At 40.0% G+C, this 19510-nt stretch carries 15 protein-coding genes and 14 tRNA genes; 15 read left to right on the forward strand and 14 right to left on the reverse strand.

Translation table 11 applies throughout. The features are described 5' to 3' along the window. Positions 1 to 30: 30 nt before the first annotated feature. Genes H5182_RS14290 through H5182_RS14300 form a run of 3 tightly spaced genes read right to left on the reverse strand, consistent with a single transcriptional unit; the run spans position 31 to position 2557 of the window. Positions 31 to 429: a DoxX-like family protein gene (locus H5182_RS14290; RefSeq protein WP_145240671.1), complete on the reverse strand. Its 399-nt coding sequence runs from the start codon at positions 427 to 429 to the stop codon at positions 31 to 33. Then, complete coding sequence (locus H5182_RS14295; RefSeq protein WP_182760198.1) at positions 416 to 1438, reverse strand: M48 family metallopeptidase; 1023 nt, start codon at positions 1436 to 1438, stop codon at positions 416 to 418. The genes H5182_RS14290 and H5182_RS14295 overlap by 14 nt, the downstream gene beginning before the upstream one ends. Positions 1439 to 1447: 9 nt before the next feature. Next, positions 1448 to 2557 (reverse strand): YjgN family protein, encoded by a 1110-nt coding sequence (locus H5182_RS14300; RefSeq protein WP_182732423.1) that lies wholly within the window; start codon positions 2555 to 2557, stop codon positions 1448 to 1450. Between the two features lie 175 nt (positions 2558 to 2732). Between H5182_RS14300 and H5182_RS14305 the strand changes: the two genes are divergently transcribed. The 8 genes from H5182_RS14305 to msrB all read left to right on the forward strand — a co-directional run bounded on the left by H5182_RS14305 (position 2733) and on the right by msrB (position 11917). Beyond that, entirely contained in the window at positions 2733 to 3464 is a 732-nt protein-coding gene (locus H5182_RS14305) for an RNA methyltransferase (RefSeq protein ID WP_145240683.1), read from the forward strand. An 80-nt stretch (positions 3465 to 3544) separates the two neighbouring features. Continuing rightward, complete coding sequence (locus H5182_RS14310; RefSeq protein WP_182760199.1) at positions 3545 to 6940, forward strand: chromosome segregation SMC family protein; 3396 nt, start codon at positions 3545 to 3547, stop codon at positions 6938 to 6940. A gap of 39 nt (positions 6941 to 6979) precedes the next feature. Next, positions 6980 to 7732 (forward strand): cell division protein ZipA, encoded by a 753-nt coding sequence (zipA, locus tag H5182_RS14315; protein WP_182732421.1) that lies wholly within the window; start codon positions 6980 to 6982, stop codon positions 7730 to 7732. Positions 7733 to 7825: 93 nt separating this feature from the next. Beyond that, positions 7826 to 9847 (forward strand): NAD-dependent DNA ligase LigA, encoded by a 2022-nt coding sequence (gene ligA / locus H5182_RS14320; protein WP_182760200.1) that lies wholly within the window; start codon positions 7826 to 7828, stop codon positions 9845 to 9847. Beyond that, positions 9840 to 10184 carry a DUF3392 family protein gene (locus H5182_RS14325; RefSeq protein ID WP_145240691.1) on the forward strand — a complete coding sequence of 115 codons (345 nt, stop codon included), beginning with the start codon at positions 9840 to 9842 and terminating at the stop codon, positions 10182 to 10184. Before ligA ends, H5182_RS14325 begins: the two co-directional genes overlap by 8 nt. Beyond that, positions 10181 to 10684, forward strand: coding sequence for a DUF2919 domain-containing protein (locus H5182_RS14330; RefSeq protein ID WP_182735432.1), 504 nt, complete (start codon positions 10181 to 10183; stop codon positions 10682 to 10684). The genes H5182_RS14325 and H5182_RS14330 overlap by 4 nt, the downstream gene beginning before the upstream one ends. Positions 10685 to 10712: 28 nt before the next feature. After that, positions 10713 to 11153: a hypothetical protein gene (locus tag H5182_RS14335; RefSeq protein WP_182732419.1), complete on the forward strand. Its 441-nt coding sequence runs from the start codon at positions 10713 to 10715 to the stop codon at positions 11151 to 11153. 323 nt (positions 11154 to 11476) lie between these two features. Next, positions 11477 to 11917: a peptide-methionine (R)-S-oxide reductase MsrB gene (gene msrB / locus H5182_RS14340; RefSeq protein ID WP_182760201.1), complete on the forward strand. Its 441-nt coding sequence runs from the start codon at positions 11477 to 11479 to the stop codon at positions 11915 to 11917. Positions 11918 to 12110: 193 nt separating this feature from the next. On the opposite strand, the gene H5182_RS14345 is transcribed toward msrB, so the two are convergent. The 9 genes from H5182_RS14345 to H5182_RS14385 form a co-directional block, all read right to left on the reverse strand. Continuing rightward, complete coding sequence (locus H5182_RS14345; protein ID WP_145240699.1) at positions 12111 to 13772, reverse strand: tetratricopeptide repeat-containing response regulator; 1662 nt, start codon at positions 13770 to 13772, stop codon at positions 12111 to 12113. Between the two features lie 336 nt (positions 13773 to 14108). Continuing rightward, a tRNA-OTHER gene (locus tag H5182_RS14350) sits at positions 14109 to 14199 on the reverse strand. Positions 14200 to 14341: 142 nt separating this feature from the next. Beyond that, a tRNA-Val gene (locus H5182_RS14355) sits at positions 14342 to 14417 on the reverse strand. A 19-nt stretch (positions 14418 to 14436) separates the two neighbouring features. Beyond that, positions 14437 to 14512: transfer RNA gene (locus H5182_RS14360), tRNA-Val, on the reverse strand. A 42-nt stretch (positions 14513 to 14554) separates the two neighbouring features. Beyond that, positions 14555 to 14630, reverse strand: a tRNA-Val gene (locus H5182_RS14365). A 19-nt stretch (positions 14631 to 14649) separates the two neighbouring features. Beyond that, positions 14650 to 14725 (reverse strand) — tRNA-Val (locus H5182_RS14370). Between the two features lie 35 nt (positions 14726 to 14760). After that, positions 14761 to 14836: transfer RNA gene (locus tag H5182_RS14375), tRNA-Val, on the reverse strand. A gap of 172 nt (positions 14837 to 15008) precedes the next feature. Further along, positions 15009 to 15084: transfer RNA gene (locus H5182_RS14380), tRNA-Val, on the reverse strand. Positions 15085 to 15253: 169 nt separating this feature from the next. Further along, a tRNA-Val gene (locus H5182_RS14385) sits at positions 15254 to 15329 on the reverse strand. A gap of 883 nt (positions 15330 to 16212) precedes the next feature. Here H5182_RS14385 and H5182_RS14390 point away from each other — a divergent pair. The 7 genes from H5182_RS14390 to H5182_RS14420 all read left to right on the forward strand — a co-directional run bounded on the left by H5182_RS14390 (position 16213) and on the right by H5182_RS14420 (position 17798). Further along, positions 16213 to 16288, forward strand: a tRNA-Ala gene (locus tag H5182_RS14390). Positions 16289 to 16327: 39 nt separating this feature from the next. After that, positions 16328 to 16403, forward strand: a tRNA-Glu gene (locus tag H5182_RS14395). 144 nt (positions 16404 to 16547) lie between these two features. Next, positions 16548 to 16623: transfer RNA gene (locus tag H5182_RS14400), tRNA-Glu, on the forward strand. A gap of 90 nt (positions 16624 to 16713) precedes the next feature. Further along, positions 16714 to 16789: transfer RNA gene (locus H5182_RS14405), tRNA-Glu, on the forward strand. Positions 16790 to 16879: 90 nt separating this feature from the next. Continuing rightward, a tRNA-Glu gene (locus H5182_RS14410) sits at positions 16880 to 16955 on the forward strand. A gap of 183 nt (positions 16956 to 17138) precedes the next feature. Continuing rightward, a tRNA-Glu gene (locus tag H5182_RS14415) sits at positions 17139 to 17214 on the forward strand. Between the two features lie 317 nt (positions 17215 to 17531). Beyond that, positions 17532 to 17798, forward strand: a complete 267-nt coding sequence (locus H5182_RS14420; protein WP_182760202.1) for a DksA/TraR family C4-type zinc finger protein — start codon at positions 17532 to 17534, stop codon at positions 17796 to 17798. Between the two features lie 90 nt (positions 17799 to 17888). Here the strand turns inward: H5182_RS14420 and gloA are convergent, their stop codons facing one another. Further along, complete coding sequence (gloA, locus tag H5182_RS14425) at positions 17889 to 18290, reverse strand: lactoylglutathione lyase (RefSeq protein WP_145240703.1); 402 nt, start codon at positions 18288 to 18290, stop codon at positions 17889 to 17891. A gap of 53 nt (positions 18291 to 18343) precedes the next feature. Then, positions 18344 to 19375 carry a serine hydrolase gene (locus H5182_RS14430; protein WP_182760228.1) on the reverse strand — a complete coding sequence of 344 codons (1032 nt, stop codon included), beginning with the start codon at positions 19373 to 19375 and terminating at the stop codon, positions 18344 to 18346. Between the last annotated feature and the right edge of the window lie 135 nt (positions 19376 to 19510).

A 19510-nucleotide genomic window follows, 5' to 3' on the forward strand; every position in this document is an offset into this window, starting at 1 on the left:
AAAGGGTATGCCAACGCATACCCTTTTGTTTTACAGGCTCGTATTATTTGTAATAGTTATTTCTTTTAACCAAATAATACTTAACACAATAAGTGGTACGTTAGTTGTAACAGGGTTAAACGCTTCAATAAGTAGTTGTGGTTGCATTATTATCACAGCAAGCAAGAGTCCACTAAGCGCTAAAATGTTTAAAATAACTAAGTATTTATTTTTATAAAATAAAGCTAAACACAGGCCAAAAATAATTTCTCCAACACCTGCTGAGCGGGTAATAAAATCAGACACCTCAGTTGAAAAACCCGCACTGCCGGTCATAAGCTTTTCAAGAGGGGCTATATGATAAAGCTTTGGGAAAAAACCATGATATATCCATGTTAATGCTACTACACCGCGGGCAAGTTGCATATAAAGTAAGTTATTCTCTGGCATTATCTATTCGCTCTTGTGCACTTGGGTGGCTAGATAAATACTCGAGTAAATTATTCACTTTTTTAAGGTGCTCGTTTTCACTGGTATGGCTATATTGGAGTGTCTCTATTGCATCGGCAAAGTCGTTACTTGAGTACCCTAAATACTCCAATTGCGTTAACGCAAAACTGTCGGCCTCGCGTTCCATATCCCTTGAAAAACCTTGCTGTGCAAATGACGCGCCAGTCCCCAGAGCAACTTCTGCAATACCTTCTAAGTCACCAAATATTACCGCTAATACAATTGTACTTGCAGCTGATTGCGCAGTAATGCGCACACTATGCTGGTGTACTATATGGCCTATTTCGTGTAGTAATACTGCTTTTAGGGCATTGGGTTGATCGACAAGTAAATTAACAAGCTCATCTGTTATCACAATACGTCCATGCGGTAGTGCAAATGCATTAGCGCCAAAATGTTCAGATTTATAAAAAGATAATCGATATATCGATTTATCAAGTGATAGTTGCTCAAGCATGGTATTAAAATGTTGTTGTATCTTAGTTTGTTGTTCAACCGGCAATTCGCTATCATCGAGCGCTAACTTTTTAATCACCGTAAAGCTTTGTTCACCCATTTGATTAATCACATTATGCGGCAGTGTATCTATGCTATAAACCGCAATTGCTGGCACTGCTTTGTAAAGCGCTAGCCACATAAACAGTGGTGTAAGTATAACGGCAGCTAAAATAGCCCATTTACTTTTTTCTAGGCGTTCCATTATCTGATGATTATTTGATTTAAATGGCCACCTGTAATTTACATCTAGTGGAATAAATCGACTGCCATCGGTAAAGCTTAACTCGTCGGCAAGACCAGCCATACCTGAATTTAAATTAAGTTCAGTAATGGCGTGGCGAGTTATAATGTATTCATCGTGTTTTATGTCAATATGTGTGTCGCTAATACTTACGACACACTCTTGATAATTACTCGATGCCTTAGGAAAGTAATGTCCTTTTACATGCATGATGAGCTCTTAAGTTAATGAAAGGTCTATATCAAATACATTTGCAGCTTCTTCAGCGAAAGATGATTGCTGTGCTTGTTGAGTATCGATTAAGTTTAATGCGCCAGAATAAATATTCACCGTAGTTACATCAGCGAGCATTTTTGATGTACGTACTTTTGTCCACGGGTAAGCAAGTCCTAAAGAAAATACAATAGCGAGCATGTTTGTTAAAAGTAACATAGCAAAAGGTACAGGTTTTAGTTCTGACTTAAACGTTGCTACACCTTCAAACTGGCTATTATCAATAATATGGTTACGGATAGCAGCTTTCCACACAGCAGTTACTATAGTAATCATAAACACATAAGCGGCCATTAAAGCAGCAAACATAATTATCATCGCAGATGGGTCTTGTATATTTTGTTGGTTTTCTGCGTTTAGTAAATCGAGACCAAAAAAACCTAAAATGGCCATAAATATCACCATAGTGATAGAACTAACTACAAAACAAATAAGTGCTGTGAGGTAATAGGTTTCACCTTTTAAGTTCACCGTCAGTGGTTTGTCGCCGTAGCTAATGTTACTGTGAATATAGCTATCGATACGCTTTAAAACATAAGGCATTAATAAATATAAAGTAAATATGCTTGCAATCGGCAGTAGGATAAAGTTAACAAAGGCTTCGCCATAATTACCTTGAAACGAAAAACACACATTTCGGTGGCGAGTCATACGCATATTAAACCGTAGGCCTTGGTTAATAATCCATGGCATTAGAAATAGAAATCCAATAGCAAACAATAAACCAATAATAGGTAAGAAGCTGGTGGCAAAGGTATAAATTAAAAAAACCGCCACCGCTAAAATACGACCTTTTAAAATTTGCATCGGTGTTGCTAAGTAGTCAAAGCCGTGTCCGTCTATACGTGTGTGACCATAAAAGTAGCGGTATGTGCGTACTTTTGCCCATGCTGAGTAAATACCGAGTGTAATAACGCTGAGTAAAATATTGACAATCCAAATACCAAAATACTCAGCAGCTTTACCCTTAAATTGTACTTTCCCGCTAAAAATTGGCGATGCACTTTGGGTGTTTGTTTTGTTAGGCTCGTCTGGGGTTGGGTGTGTTGATTCCATTAAAAAAATATATCCATGCTGTTTTTTGTAAATTTACCTTTTTTTGGTAATGAAAACAATCTTTATCATTATCCTAGCTTGTTGTTTGTAGTGTAATTTTATTGGTTTTAATGTTTGTAGGGCTGCACTTTAAATCATCTCTGGTATACTGAGCAGATAATTTAATGGGGCTATTATGATTTCAAAAAACCAACTCAAACTTATTCGCCAGCTTGGCCAAAAAAAGTACCGTAAACAATATAGTCAATATCTTGTTCAAGGTGAAAAAAACGTATTAGAGTTACTAAATAGTCCATTAAAAGCCAAAGACGTTTTTGCAACGCAAAGCTTCATCGATAGCTATCAAGATAAGTATCAACACGTTAACTTAATTGCAGCGGATGAAGATGTGTTAACTAAAGCAAGTACTTTAGTGAGTAATAATGCCGCTATAGCTATAGTTGACATGCCAACAGCGAGTGCACCGCAGGCAAGCGGTTTAATCTTAGCCCTTGATGGTGTATCTGATCCGGGCAATTTAGGTACCATTATCAGAGTAGCTGATTGGTATGGGATCAAGCATATTGTCACCAGCACAGATAGTGCCGATGCTTACAACCCTAAAACTATTAGCGCCACTATGGGCTCGTTTGTTAGAGTCTCAGTGAGCCAAGTTGAGTTGCCTGCGTATTTAAGTGGTTTAAACTTACCTATTTATGGCGCTTTTTTAGATGGAAAAAGCGTGCATAAAACTCAATTTACAGGTCAAGGTGTTTTGTTAATGGGTAGTGAGTCTCATGGAATACGTCAAGCTTGCGCAGCATTGGTAACAGATAAGATAACCATCCCCGCTTTTGGTGGTGCAGAATCTCTCAATGTAGCCATGGCAACGGGTATTATTTTAGATAATTTTAAACGCCAAGCTTAATCCCTGTACTTACTTTTATCGTCAAGAACGGTTAAATTAAATACTCAAGCTATAACAATAACAATCGGTAAACCAATTAGATGCGTTTGAGCACCATAAAATTAGCGGGTTTTAAATCTTTTGTAGAGCCCACTAAAATTCCATTCCCAGATCAAATGACCTGTGTCGTTGGCCCAAACGGCTGCGGTAAGTCTAATGTCATCGATGCTGTGCGTTGGGTGCTTGGCGAAAGCTCTGCTAAAAATCTGCGTGGCGATGCCATGACCGATGTTATTTTTAATGGCTCAACCAATCGCAAACCTATTTCTCAAGCGTCGGTAGAGTTGATTTTTGATAATACCCAAGGGCACTTACCGAATACTTTTGCCGATCGAAACCAAGTGGCAATTAAACGTTTGGTAACACGCGACGGGCAATCGCTGTATTTTCTCAATGGCAGTAAATGCCGCAAACGAGATATTACCGATATATTTTTAGGCACAGGTCTTGGTCCGCGTAGTTATGCGATTATCGAGCAGGGCATGATCTCGCGTTTAATTGAGAGTAAACCGGCAGATTTACGGGTGTTTTTAGAAGAAGCTGCAGGCGTTTCAAAATACAAAGAGCGCCGTCGTGAAACGCAAACCCGGATCAAAAGTACCCGCGAAAACCTTGAACGCTTACTCGATGTTCGCCAAGAGCTGCAAGCACAAGTTGATAAACTGGCAGTACAGTCAGTTGAAGCAAAAAAATACCGCGAGTTAAAAACCCAAGAGCGCACTTTAAAAGGGCAACTAGCGGTCTTAAAATGGCAAAAGCTACATCAGCAACAAGTGACTAAAGCCGACAAAATGGCCAAGCTGAATGAGCAAATTAGTTTTTTTAAAACCGCTCATTCAGGTCATGACGATGTACTAGCAAGTCTTGAAAACCAAGTGCAATTGCAACTTGAAAAACTCAATGATGCGCAGCAAGCCCAGCACCAAACGCACACTGAATTGACTCGTGCTGAGCAACAGCAAATAAACTTAAAACAACAACAACAAGCGTTTAGTCACAACCTGATCAAACAACAACAGTTGCAGTTACAAAATCAGCAGCTGCAACAACAACAAAAAGACCATACTGATGAGTTACAAAATGCGTTACAAGAGGCAATTGAACATACTTTAATATGTACAGAGCAAGTCACTGAGATGGCCGACGCGGCGGCACAGTTGCAAAGTGCCAAGCAGCGCAGTGCTTCGGATTGGCAACGAGTTAATGAGCAGTTTCAGGCTATTAATACGCAATATAGCAAGCAACAAAATATAGCCGAACAACAGCTGCAAAATTTGCACTATATTAAAAACCAGCAAACGGCATTAGAAAGCGAATTAATAGAGCTGGCAGAAAATCCAATTGCTGAACAAGTAGCGCAGCAGCAGCAGTTAATGCAGTCACTAACGCAAGAGTTAGCAGCAAAACAAACTGCCTTAAACAAAGTAAATAGTAATCATCAACAAGCTCAAACCGTGTTACGCACCTGCCAAGATGCACATCAAACACTAGCACAACAACAAAACGAGAATAAAGCCAAAATAGCAGGCTTGAATACAATACTCGCAGATACTCCAGCGCAAGGTAGTGGCGATGTTTTGGCACAGTTAGTTGTACGTACTGGATTTGAGCATGTGGTTGAACAAGCATTACAAGGGCTTGAACAATTAAATGTGACATCTATAGCAACACCTAACGGAGTATGGCCAACTACCGACACCGCACCGCAAAGCTCATTAGCGGTGTTTATAGAGCAAGGGGTTTACCCTGATTTATTACATCGCATTAAGTATAAAAATGATTTTGAACATAATGATTTAGCGGATGAGTATTGGCTTGCAGTGATAGATCGCCAAGGTCATATTCAGGGCCGCAATTGGTATCAACAAGCCAGTAAAAGTGCAGAAAATTCGTTGCTGATCAAACATAAACAGTTGGCCGAAGCAACGCAGTTAGCATCTCAACTCAGTGACGAACTAGCTATACAAAGCAATAAGCTTACAGAACAACAGCGAGTCTGTGAGCAATTGAAGGCACAAAGCGAAGAGTTAAAAGCAGCGGTACATCAGCTTGCTCAACAAGTGGCCTCAGGAAGCACTCGTCGCGATATGCTCAAAGAGCAATTACAGCAGTTTCAGAATCAACAACATAAATTACAAGCGAAGCTACAGCAGTTAAACGTTGAACACACGAGCATAGAGAATAAAGTTTTTGAACAACAGCAACATATAGCAAGTGTGGCAAAACAGCGTGATGAAATAAGTGTTGCGCTTAATGATGCTCAAGTGCAGCAGCAACACACTGATGAGCAATATAAACAGGCAAACGCTCAGCTTGAACACTATAAAACGCTTGCCCATCAGGCGACACTAAGTGAGCAAAAAGCGCGCAGTGAATGCCAACTCAGTGACACTAAATTACAGCATGCAACGACCGCCAGCGAAACCGCCAGTGAAGCTGTCAGTGAGTTAACCGCGCAAATTGAAGAGTTGGTGATGCCATTAGAAGAGGTCGCAGAGCAAATAATATTATTGTTGGAACAACATCAACAAAGTGACATTGAACTCAAAAATTTGCAAAGTGTATTGACGGAAGCTAAAACAGCTCTTGTAGATAAACAAACAACGCTTAAAGCGTCGCAGGGGGAGCTGGTACTTTTACAAGAACAATTACAACAACTTGCCCTCGAAGAGCAGAGCTTATTAATTAAAGCACAGGCAGCTCTTGAACCTCTGGGTGAGTTACAGCAAAACTTGAAAGAAGTATTGGCACAGCTCCCTGAAAACGCCAATATAAACACTTATCAAGGACAGCTTAATAAAGTAGGACAAAGTTTAAGTGACTTGGGCGCGGTGAACTTAGCGGCGATTGATGAGTTTGAACAAGCGCAGCAGCGTAGCCAGTATTTAGATCGTCAAGTCGAGGATTTAAGCAAAGCATTGACGACACTTGAAGGTGCAATTGGAAAAATTGATCGCGAAACCAAAACGCGTTTTAAAATGACTTTTGATCAAGTAAATCACGATTTTGGTCAGTTATTTCCTAAAGTATTTGGCGGCGGCAGTGCATATCTTGAATTAACCAGTGATGACTTACTGGAAAGTGGTGTTAGTATAATGGCACGCCCACCGGGCAAGAAAAATTCAACAATTCACCTTTTAAGTGGTGGAGAAAAAGCGCTGACCGCATTATCATTGGTATTTTCAATATTCAGGCTCAATCCAGCTCCGTTCTGTATGCTGGATGAAGTTGATGCACCATTGGATGATGCGAATGTTGGGCGATTTTGCCGATTAGTGGAAGAAATGTCACAATCGGTGCAATTTATTTATATCAGTCATAATAAAATTGCCATGGAAATGGCTGGCAGGTTGACGGGTGTAACAATGGCTGAACCGGGCGTTTCGCGTGTGGTCGCTGTAGATATTGAACAAGCGGTGCAAATGGCACATGCATAAATATTAATATTTGAGTAGATAAATAATAAAGGTGAGGGGATGGCCGAACAATTAAGATGGGTTTTAATCATTATCAGTGTAATTGTCATTGGTGGATTATTAATACATGGCCTATGGTCAGTTCGTAAAAAAGACGCACCCGTTGCGACTAATGATGAGCGGGTTGAGCCTGCAGATCAGGCGTTTACTGAGCGTCAAAGCGAAGCTGAGCCAGCATCTCTTACTGAGCGTGATGAACCGCAGTTTGGGGATTTAAGCTTTAGTGCTGATGAAAAACATCCACACACTTTTGCAGCGTCAGATGACGAACTTGCCGCTGAGGTTGATGATGTGACTACTGCAACAGATGCAAGCGAAGAGGATGAAGCTGAGCAACCAGCTGCAAGTGACTTTATCATTGTGCATATTCAAATGCCTGAAGGCTTGAATATGGAAGGCAGCAAATTATTGCCAGCAGTAAATACACTTGGCTTTAAGTACTCTGAAGAAGGCTTTTTTAATCGTCATTTAGATCCAGCTGGCCATGGTCCAGTGCTGTTTCGGTTAGTGAACATGTACAACCCTGGTACTTTCGATATAGATAATATGGAACAATTTAGTACAGGTGGGATTAGCTTGTTTATGACCTTGCCGTGCGATGGTGACGGGCTTGCTGCATTTAACATGTTGCACAGTGCGGCTAAAAAATTAGCAGATGAATTTGGCGCCGTTATTTTAGACTCACAACGAGAAGAAATGACCGTTGACAGTGTGCGCAATTATGTTGAAAAAGTGAGACGCTTTTCAGCTTAATCACCTGCAATATGCAGTTAATTAATTAAGAATTTTATAAGCCACTTGGCGATAACTCGTTTAAGTGGCTTTTTTATGTTTTTTGAGGTCAGTATGTCCACTTTAGTGTTAGCGCAAATAACGCAACTTCGTCAGCAGTTAGAAGATCACAATCATAATTATTATGTACTTGATAACCCAAGTATTCCTGATGCAGAGTATGATCGTTTATTACAACAATTAAGTGCGCTTGAGGTAGCAAACCCTGAGTACTTGAGTACTGATTCACCGACCCAGAAAGTAGGTGGTGCGGCGCTTGCTAAGTTTGAGCAAGTCACTCATCAAGTGCCGATGTTGTCACTTGATAACGCTTTCAGTGAAGAAGAGTTCAGCGCTTTTAATCGCCGCATTAAAGAACGTTTGATGGATAACAATGAGCTGACCTTTTGCTGTGAACCAAAACTTGACGGTTTAGCGGTGTCGATTTTATACCGTAATGGTGTGTTAGTGCAGGCGGCAACACGTGGCGACGGGCACACCGGCGAAAATATTACCACTAACGTTAAAACGATTCGTAATATACCGCTTAAATTACGTGGCGATGACTTTCCTGAGGAAATTGAAATTCGTGGTGAAGTGTTCATGGATAGCGCCGGATTTGACAAACTTAATGCTGAAGCCGAAAAGCGTGGCGACAAAGTATTTGTTAATCCACGTAATGCAGCCGCAGGCAGCTTGCGTCAACTCGATTCAAAAATCACCGCCAAGCGACCTTTGATGTTTTATGCCTACAGTATTGGTGTTGTGACAAATGGCGTATTACCAAGTGATCATTACCAGCAATTGGCTAAGCTAACTGACTGGGGGTTACCACTTTGCCCGGAAACAAAGTTAGTCGAAGGTCAGCAAGCTGCTTTGGATTACTATCAAGATATACTTGAGCGCCGCAGCAGCTTGAAGTATGAAATTGATGGTGTGGTGATCAAAATAAATAACAAAGCACTACAAGAGCGGTTAGGTTTTGTGGCGCGAGCTCCGCGTTGGGCGATTGCGTATAAGTTTCCTGCGCAAGAAGAAATCACTCAGCTACTGGATGTTGAATTTCAGGTGGGGCGCACTGGCGCAATTACCCCTGTGGCTCGTTTAGAGCCGGTATTTGTTGGTGGTGTCACGGTTTCAAATGCAACGTTACACAATCGTGATGAAATAGAGCGTTTGGGTGTAAAAATTGGCGATACTGTGATCATTCGCCGTGCTGGTGATGTGATCCCACAGATTACTCAAGTGGTATTAGAGCGCCGTCCAACAGATGCCAAAGAGATTGATTTTCCGGCTACTTGTCCAATTTGTGACTCCCATGTTGAACGCATTGAAGGTGAAGCCGTAGCGCGCTGTACAGGAGGCCTGGTGTGCCAAGCACAGCGTAAAGAAGCGATCAAACACTTTGCTTCACGCAAAGCACTCGATATCGATGGCCTTGGCGATAAAATTGTTGAACAGCTGGTGGACAGAGAGCTCATTAAAACGCCAGCAGACTTATTCATACTTAAACAAGGACATTTTGAATCGCTTGAGCGCATGGGGCCAAAATCGGCGAAAAACCTAGTAGCTGCACTTGATGATGCAAAACAAACGACGTTGGCTAAGTTTTTATACTCATTAGGTATTCGTGAAGTCGGTGAAGCGACGGCGCAAAATTTAGCTAATCACTTTTTAACGCTAGATAAAGTAACTGCGGCAACAACTGAAGCGTTAGTCGAAGTTAGTGATGTTGGGGAAATTGTAGCCAAGCATGTGCGTGGTTTTTTTGCTGAGCAACATAATTTAGATGTCGTAACTGCCTTGCTGGAGCAGGGTATTCATTGGCCAGAACTCACGCCGCCAAGTGAAGACTCACAACCGTTAGCAGGCTTAACCTATGTGTTAACGGGTACTTTGAACGAGCTTAATCGAAATGATGCAAAAGCACGCTTGCAGCAGTTAGGGGCGAAAGTTTCAGGTAGTGTATCAGCTAAAACCGATGCGTTAATAGCGGGTGAAAAAACCGGTTCTAAGCTCACAAAAGCACAAGATTTAGGCATTGAAATACTGACCGAAGATGATTTAATTGCATTACTGGCGCAACATAATGGATAGCATTATTACGCTTTTTCAGGATTTAGCACTGACCTTTGGTCAGTGGCTAAAGCCTTACTTATATAATATCGCATTGTTACTGGTGGTGTGTTTGGTGTCTTTGTATGCAAATGAGATTATTAAAACCACGAAACGCTTTGTAGCAAGGCGCCACTTTATACTCAGAGTATGTGCATTTGTACTAGTAACCGGGTTTGGTTTTGGCTTATTAGTAGTATTTGTCACTCCATTACTAAGCCAGTTACTGATGTTTTTTGGTGTGCGCTGGTTAGGTGTTACAGCCGTGGCTGCATTTATATTACTTGGCGTAGTAGCCGAGAGGAAAAACCAGTTATGAAGCGTTATGGACCAGAGTATTGGGACAAATATGGCACCTATCGCACTCCAATCGCGTTTCATTTGAGTTTATTGGTATTACTTCGTGCCTACTTTATTTGGATCATTGCGGCACTGAGCAGGCGTCCTGAGCTTGATTTAATGTCATTAGTGTTTAGATCTAAAGCTGACTTTTTCAGTGCGTTGGCTATTGGTACAATAGCCATTATTCCTGCCGTAATTTTTTGTTTGCGCAGGCCACAAAAAAGCGCAGACAGTGCAGCATGGTTAGCGCGAGTGTGGCGTTTTATGCGTTGGCCATTATTAGCATGTGCAGCGATAGATTTAAGCTGGCTGATTATTCAAGCCGCCCATAGTTATTATCAGTTTTCGATGTTTTTAGCGCTGCAAATGGTGACGGTATTGTGGGTATTATTATATTTAGCAAAAAGTCGTTATTTAACGGTGTTTTTTAATGATTGGCCCGATCCTGAAACCGATGAAAAAAGTTCAAGTAAGTAATTTAGGTTAACGTTGCAAGGAGTCTTTGATGCGTAAAATTAATCAATTACTGGCGCTGATAGTCGGCTGTTTCGGTATCGTGTTATTATTGTTGAGTGTATTTACCATGTTATTTCAGCAAGCGTGGTTTGTATTTCTAATTGCTCTGTGGCTATTTGTATTTAGCTCATGCTGTTATCGGCTAACACCACTATTTAAAGCACGTAATGGCCTAGATAAGTTTATTCGACGCGAACAACAGCACCTTTTGTTATTTTCCCTTTCAGGTTTTTTTGACCGCACTCACGGCCCGCAATGGCTGCCTATAAATAGTATCAAGAAAATACAGTGTCATGATGACCAATTTTTAATTATCTTCAGCGAGCAGCATCAATGCTCAATAGGCTTACCGGCAACTAAAGCGGAGCTAATACAATACTTTAATGCACTATTGACTAAAAATGAAAAGAAATTAATTACAATTGAATGAAACTAAATAGTGAGCAACACGGTATATATGTCAGCGCCTTAAAAAGCATAGTGGGTATGAAATATAGTATGCAACAGCAAATAGGCTTAGGAGTGAGCTGCCATTAGTGTACTGAAGCGATAAGATTTAGCTTTGATTACGCAAATATTATTAGCCAGTGAGTTTAAACATTCCCCTAGCCAGTATCGAAATTATTATTTTTCAACCCCTACAAAACCATTTTGTGCAGTGCGGATAAATCCAGAGCTGACAATGTTATTAGCGCGATACCATGATAATGTGGATAGCAGTAAATTAACCTATCTTACTCAATGAGGTCAGTTATGTTGAATTGGAATGATATTCTAAACTTTGCCAATAAAGGCAATCCTGAGCCGAGCCGTAAAGTAGTAAAAACCGAGCAGCAATGGCGTGAACAATTAACCGAAGAAGCCTTTTATGTGACTCGTAATAAAGGCACAGAGCGCCCGCACAGCTCAGATAGCTGCACCTTGTTTGAACCTGGTAAGTACGCCTGTGTATGTTGTGATAACTTATTATTTGATGGTAATGAAAAATTTGATAGTGGCACTGGCTGGCCATCATTTACTCAACCCGCGCAACTAAACTCGATTGCTTATAATGGTGACAAGACCCATGGTATGCAAAGAATAGAAACTGTGTGTAATGTATGTGATGCACACTTAGGTCATGTATTCCCTGATGGGCCAATGCCAAGTGGTTTGCGTTATTGTATAAACGCGGTCTCATTGAAGAAGGTGTAATTTATTAGCTCGTAATTGACAATAACCAATGCCTTACTGAATTTACATGATACGATTCCAGTAAGGCTGGATTTTAAAAGTCATATCACCGCTTATCAGCGATATTTTTAATTTCGTATTCCTCATTCTTATAAACAACACCTTATCTAAACTATTTATTCAGCCTGCTCTTTGCTGAATAATATTTATTATTCTATTTGGTTTTGCCAGGCTCTTCTAGATTAGCAAGTGTTAGCCCCATACTCGTTGCTTGTTGTACTATTTTATTAAAGCGTTGTTGCTGCTCGTTGTCTAATGGTGTCGTATTGAGTAACGCATAGCATTTTTTTGCCATCATTAGGTTTAAGGTTTGGCCATTTTGCTTGGAATTATCAAATAGACACTGCAATAAATTTAAAGCAATACTAGGATTACGAGGCATTACTCTAAATGCTTGTGTGAATGCTTCAAGAGCGGTATTTAATTGACCACGATTAAACTGTGTAACTGCATGGTTATTCAGCTCTTTAGGGCCCATTTTTATATCACGGCGTTCACTTTGTTGTTGTTGAATATAACGTAAATAAACAGCATCACTGACTGTTGGATGACGTTCACAATGACTGATAATTTGGTTAAATAACGATTGTGCTTTGTGATGAAACCCTAGCTCATGAAATGCCTTTGCTTTATCAAGTGCGCCGTCTACAGAGCGAATGTGGCTATCGTCATCGTCGAGCTGCTCAATCAACTTTTTCGCTTTTTGATGTTCGTCTTTTAGATAGTGTAAACGGGCATTTAAAACATCTATTTGCGCCTGATTGTGACTATTTGGAAATTGGCTTTTTAAATCAGTTAAGTATTGATTAGTTTGTCTTGAAATCCTTTGAATCTGATCGCTCTGATCTGTTGTTAAAGCAAAATCGATACCAGCACGTGCAGCATTTAAATATACGTCAGGATGATCGTGAATCGAATGTTTGGCAAAGTTGGCGATATCTTTTTGTGTTAGATAATTTTTTTCATAATCATGATTTACCAGCGATACATGGCTAAGTGATTTTTGGCGTTCGATATTGCGTGGAGCAATATCAACAGCTTGGCTTAAAAAATCTTGCGCTAATTCAAATTGGTTTAATTTAATCTCCAGTTTACCAAGTAAATCGAGTGCGACTAATCGTGTTTCATGACGTTGCAGCATCGTTTTCAGCATTCTTTGCGCAAGAATATGCTCATTATTAGCAATTAATGCTTCAACTAAACCTACCTTTGCCCATGTGAATTTTTGAATATCAAGAACTGATTTAAAGAATGCTTTTGCAGTATCTACTCGTTTTAAGCGAAGTAGAGCATCACCTTTTAAACGCAATAATATTGCACTATAAGCATTGCCTTTTTTATCAAGCGCGGCATTGATTGCTTTTAGTGCCTTAGAATCATTACCATCGTCAATGAAATTATATATTGCTTGTAAATGATTTTTACGCAGTAAAATTCGTTCTATACGCGTTTTAAGGTCATGTATTGTGAATGGCTTGACCAAAAAGTCATCGGGTTGTAGTTCAAGCACGCTGTGTACCAAAGAACCACTGGTTTCAGCTGAAATAAAAATGAATCCTGTAGAGTTTTTTATTAAACGCTTAACGCGTAACTCTTCATATAGCTGATAGCCATCTTGGTGCTTACTCAAATTAAAAGAGCAAACAATCAGATCAAACTGTTCACTGGTGCACTGCTCTTTCGCTGAATTTGCATGTTCAGCAAAGCGCAGCTGTCGAAAGCCAAGTTTTTCGAGCGACTGTTTCATATAGCTTTGAGCAAGAGGCTGCTCTTCAACTATAAGTATTTTTGCATTAGAAAAAATCTTTGCTGGCATTAGACTTGTGACCACATGAACGTATCAGAGACTATAATAAACAGTCTAGTCGCTGACAAGGGAATTTAAAATTTAATACCGCAGACTTCGTTTATTTGATCAGTTATGGGTTTTAAAGTAGCTTGATTATCCAAATTTAGGTAGCGCTAGTTATTGCTTGAGGATTTTTATAGAGATAGGAGACCCTAGGTTTGTAAAGCGCCTAGGTTGATGCTTTTCAAACTTAATTATCCATCAAGGAACATATTAAAAGAGTTTAAGGTTTGGAAAAGAATTAGCGTATTTAGAGGCTTTTTGAATTTTATTTTTAACAGAATTACTAAGAAGTTTTATATGTGGTCGGTGATACTGGACTTGAACCAGTGACCCTCGCCATTATTTGTGAAGGGTGGCGATGCTCTTTTTTTTTCAGCTGAGCTAATTATCGATTGAAGAATATAACGTGAGGTTTTATATGTGGTGGGTGATACTGGACTTGAACCAGTGATCCTCGCCATTATTTGTGAAGGGTGGCGATGCTCTTTCTTTTCAGCTGAGCTAATTATCGATTTAACGTGAGGTTTTATATGTGGTGGGTGATACTGGACTTGAACCAGTGACCCTCGCCTTGTAAGGGCGATGCTCTCCCAACTGAGCTAATCACCCACATATAATTTTGATTAAATGGTGGGTCGTACTGGACTTGAACCAGTGACCCTCGCCTTGTAAGGGCGATGCTCTCCCAACTGAGCTAACGACCCCAAATAATCAATTACTAAACTTTACGATAACCATTTTATAAATGGTGGGTCGTACTGGACTTGAACCAGTGACCCTCGCCTTGTAAGGGCGATGCTCTCCCAACTGAGCTAACGACCCGTAAAGTTTTATATCTAAATGGTGGGTGATACTGGACTTGAACCAGTGACCCTCGCCTTGTAAGGGCGATGCTCTCCCAACTGAGCTAATCACCCATCTAGATATCATGTAATATGCACCATTCTAAGAATGGTGGGTCGTACTGGACTTGAACCAGTGACCCTCGCCTTGTAAGGGCGATGCTCTCCCAACTGAGCTAACGACCCATATTACAAATTTAAAACGCTACTATTAAAATAAATAGTACTGGATTTTAACCAGTGAACCTCGCCGTTAGTTGTAAATAGCGGTGATGCTCTCTTTTCTTGTAACTGAGCTTGTGACCCATATTACAAATTTAAAACATGCAACTACTAATATAATAACAGGTTTTATATGTGGTGGGTGATACTGGACTTGAACCAGTGACCCTCGCCTTGTAAGGGCGATGCTCTCCCAACTGAGCTAATCACCCACATATAAATTAAAACTCTACTATTAAAATAAATAGTACTGGACTTTAACCAGTGAACTTCGCCGTTACTTGTAAATAGCGGTGATGCTCTCTTTTTTCCAACTGAGCTTGTGACTCATATTACAAATTTAAAACATGCAACTACTAATATAATAACAGGTTCTATATGTGGTGGGTGATACTGGACTTGAACCAGTGACCCTCGCCTTGTAAGGGCGATGCTCTCCCAACTGAGCTAATCACCCACATATAAATTAAAACGCTACTATTAAAATAAATAGTACTGGACTTTAACCAGTGAACCTCGCCGTTACTTGTAAATAGCGGTGATGCTCTCTTTTCTTAGAACTGAGCTAATCACCCACATCTAAACAACAACTCATTGCTGCGTTGTTGTGGGGCGCTATTATAGATAGAGTTGTAAATGTGTCAACACTTGAATGAGGAAAAATGTTTTAGATGCAGGTTTTATAATCAATGAAGTAAGATTGAGATTGTTTTATAGCCAATTTACTTACATTCAATCTATATGTGCAATCAATTTACTCATTATTTAATGCAATACTTTAATAGCTAGTGGTGCCTGTTAGTCAAAAGCGGATTTGTTTTTTAATCATGAGGGAGGAGGGTTATAGTCAATCGCATTGAAAAATCCAAATACCGTTAGTTAAATACGATTGATATAAAACACCGACTGTAACTAATGGAGCCTCTGTGATCATATAAATAACTGACAATAGAGTAGGGGCGTTGCAGTTAATTGCTAGTATGTTCATCTTAAATTCGTTTTACTTGGTGATGAAAACGTTGTTGTGAAAAACAAGAAAAGACTCCGACTTTATTTTGCATATAAATGTATACCTTATTGTTTTGATGTTTTAGAATATATTTCACCTCAGTTAATCTAGATTGTGCGCCTTTCAGTCCTAATTTTTGTTTTGAAACAGCTCCCTTGCATGTATTTTGAGCGCCGCGGTTTATTCATTATTCAGTTTGTTGAAAATTAAACCGTTTAAAGAAAGTTACTGAAAAAAATGTTGACATTATTTTGGTGGCTGCATAGAATGCGCCCCGCACTCAGCGATACACAGCACGGTTTAACTGCGCAAGTGTTTAGCAAAATAAATTGGGGCTATAGCTCAGCTGGGAGAGCGCTTCGCTGGCAGTGAAGAGGTCTGCGGTTCGATCCCGCATAGCTCCACCAATTTATTAAAGTGTTTGTCCTAGGGTAGCAGTTTTCTGTGTCCCCATCGTCTAGAGGCCTAGGACACCGCCCTTTCACGGCGGTAACAGGGGTTCGAATCCCCTTGGGGACGCCACTTAACTTTTATAAGTTAAAGGCGGGTTAACCGAGAAAATAGCGAACAAATTAAGCTCGAGTCTTAATTTGTATTAATCGCAATTACCTTAAAAACTCATGATGTGAGTCTAACTAATCAATTGTCCTAGTGATACATTTATGTGTCCCCATCGTCTAGAGGCCTAGGACACCGCCCTTTCACGGCGGTAACAGGGGTTCGAATCCCCTTGGGGACGCCACTTACTATTTCTATAGTAGGTGTAGTGTTATTAAGATAGCTCGCCTGAAACGAGTTAAACCATTCAGTTGTCCTAGTGACACATTTATGTGTCCCCATCGTCTAGAGGCCTAGGACACCGCCCTTTCACGGCGGTAACAGGGGTTCGAATCCCCTTGGGGACGCCACTTACTATTTTCATAGTCAGTGCAGTGTTATGAAGCAGCTCGCCTGAAACGAGTTAAACTATTCAGTCGTCCTAGTGACACATATTCTGTGTCCCCATCGTCTAGAGGCCTAGGACACCGCCCTTTCACGGCGGTAACAGGGGTTCGAATCCCCTTGGGGACGCCACTTACTTATTTTAAGTAATGTATAAAGCAGTGTGACACCGCACTCTCTATGCACGACGTTAACAAGAGTACTAATCTCTTGGGGACGCCACTTACTTATTTTAAATAGGGAAGTGCAGTGTTATTAAGCAGCTCGCCTGAAACGAGTTAAACCATTCAGTTGTCCTAGTGACACATATTCTGTGTCCCCATCGTCTAGAGGCCTAGGACACCGCCCTTTCACGGCGGTAACAGGGGTTCGAATCCCCTTGGGGACGCCATTTACTTTTTTTAAGTAATGTGCAAGGAAGTGTGACACCGCACTCTCTATACACAACGTTAACAAGAGTACTAATCTCTTGGGACGAAACTTACTATTTATTAGTAAGATGGCTTTTATTAAAAAGCTTACAACATCAATTTAACTGCATTTCTATAGTTACTTCAGAATTATTCATCCAAGTTAAAATCTAAAAATTAAATATTTTATATAATAATTCCTAAATTTTATTAGCATCTTTCCCTTTCTTATATTCAGCTTAAATAAACTTTACCTATGTTAGCGTACATATAAAAGTCCAAATAAATAGGAGGTTATATGGCAAGCGGATGGGCACGAGACGGTGCAATTCAAGATCAAATTGATGCCAGCGTTAATGATGCTGTGCAATATGCTAGAAGTAATTTAGTTTCTGGAGCTAGTGCCGAGCTATGTGAAGAATGTGATGAACCAATACTACAAGCACGAAGGCTCGCGTTACCTGGTGTGAATTATTGTGTAAGTTGCCAAGCTGAACTAGAAGGTAAAGGCACGCTTTCTAAAGGGTTTAACCGACGTGGCAGTAAAGACAGTCAATTACGATAAAAAGGTGCATACAGCACCTTTTTTAATATCGTATCAGAGTTGAGCTTAAATAAATAAAAAGCGGATTAGCAAACCTATTACATATATTTGCTAAAATTTACTCATATTTTCTTTCTTCTGAATTAATTCAATTGAGTAGCCATCTGGATCTTTTACAAAAGCAATTTCTGTTGTGCCGCCTTTAACAGGTCCTGGCTCACGGCTAACATTGCCACCAGCGGCCTTGATATCAGCACAGGCTTTATAGATATCATCAAACTCAATCGCGATATGACCATAGGCATTGCCTAAATCATAGCTGTCGGTATCCCAGTTATAGGTCAGCTCTAGTACTGCTGTGTCTTTTTCATCGCCATAGCCTACGAAGGCTAGGGTATAGCGATACTCTTCGTTATCAGCACGGCGTAACTCTTTCATGCCGAGTACTTGAGTATAAAACGCAATTGATTTATCTAGATCAGCAACCCGTAACATGGTGTGTAATAAACGCATTTAAACCCTCTTTAAAATTCACATAAATTTTTGATAGCGCAGCTACTCTGTAACTACTGCTGCGCTGTTAAAATATCAATAATCCGATTATAAATTATTTCTGTGAGCAACACAGTATCATTGCCATTAGTATTTATAAACTGCACAACGACTGTATCGATATCTTTATAATAACGAGCAATGCTTGAATACCCTAATACCCAACCTGTGTGCTCATATTTATAGAGTGATGCGTACAAAGCTTGCTCTTGTTCACTAAAAAATGTGCCATTATTTAATGCCACAATAAAGTCGCCTACATCTTGTGCTGTTGCCACATACCCTTGATCAAGTGCTTTAAAATCATTTTCGTAGCCAACATAATAGCCACTCATTAATAGCGCTAAATTTATCTCATTTACAGACTCGAAGGTATTCGTTAAGCCCAATGGCGTTAAAATCTCGTTTTTAATAAATTGGTTATGGTCATAACCCAGCACATTAGACATGATTTTCCGCAGCAACAAATAATTAGTATTAGAATAGCCGTAATCAGCATTAGGACTAAAGTCAGCGGGAGTATCGAGTACTAATGCAAGCGGGTCGGGGTAGGTGATTGACCAATCAAAATGATCAGTGTCTGTGTAATTGGGTATGCCACTTCTGTGCTTTACCATCATTCGTAGTGTTATCTTATCTGCATTTTCAATGCGTCCAATTAACGATGGAAGATAATCAGCCAGTGTTTTATCCACATCAATTAGCCCAGCAGAGGCAAGTTTTGTTAAGGCTGATGCATCATACAGCTTACGGATACTGCCAATCTTAAACAAAGCAGTAGCAGAAGCGGGGATTTTTTGCTCTCGATTATGCCAACCGTTTGCAAAATATTCAGGTTGCTGTCCTTGTCTATGAATATACACAATAATGCCATCGACTCCTTGTTCAATAGCCTCTTGTGTTTGTTCTTTGATCGTCGCCGGTAGCGGTTGCAAGTAATATAAAGCAAATTTCCAAGGGGCAAAAAAGTATATGCTCATGATGGTGACAATAAATGCAGCAATGCGCATTAAAGTAAGCGTTTTTTTGTTCTTAACTAGCATTATTACGCATCCGCTTCATTTATTTTTGTAGTGTCAGGGTCAGTTCTTTAATCTACTATACTTCGTATTATTTACTCTGTCTTATCTTTAAATTCTGACGTGAAATTACCTAATATTAACATTAGCTTAGCACACCAA

Source organism: Pseudoalteromonas sp. SG44-17 (genome assembly GCF_014164235.1).
Classification (GTDB): domain Bacteria; phylum Pseudomonadota; class Gammaproteobacteria; order Enterobacterales; family Alteromonadaceae; genus Pseudoalteromonas; species Pseudoalteromonas rhizosphaerae.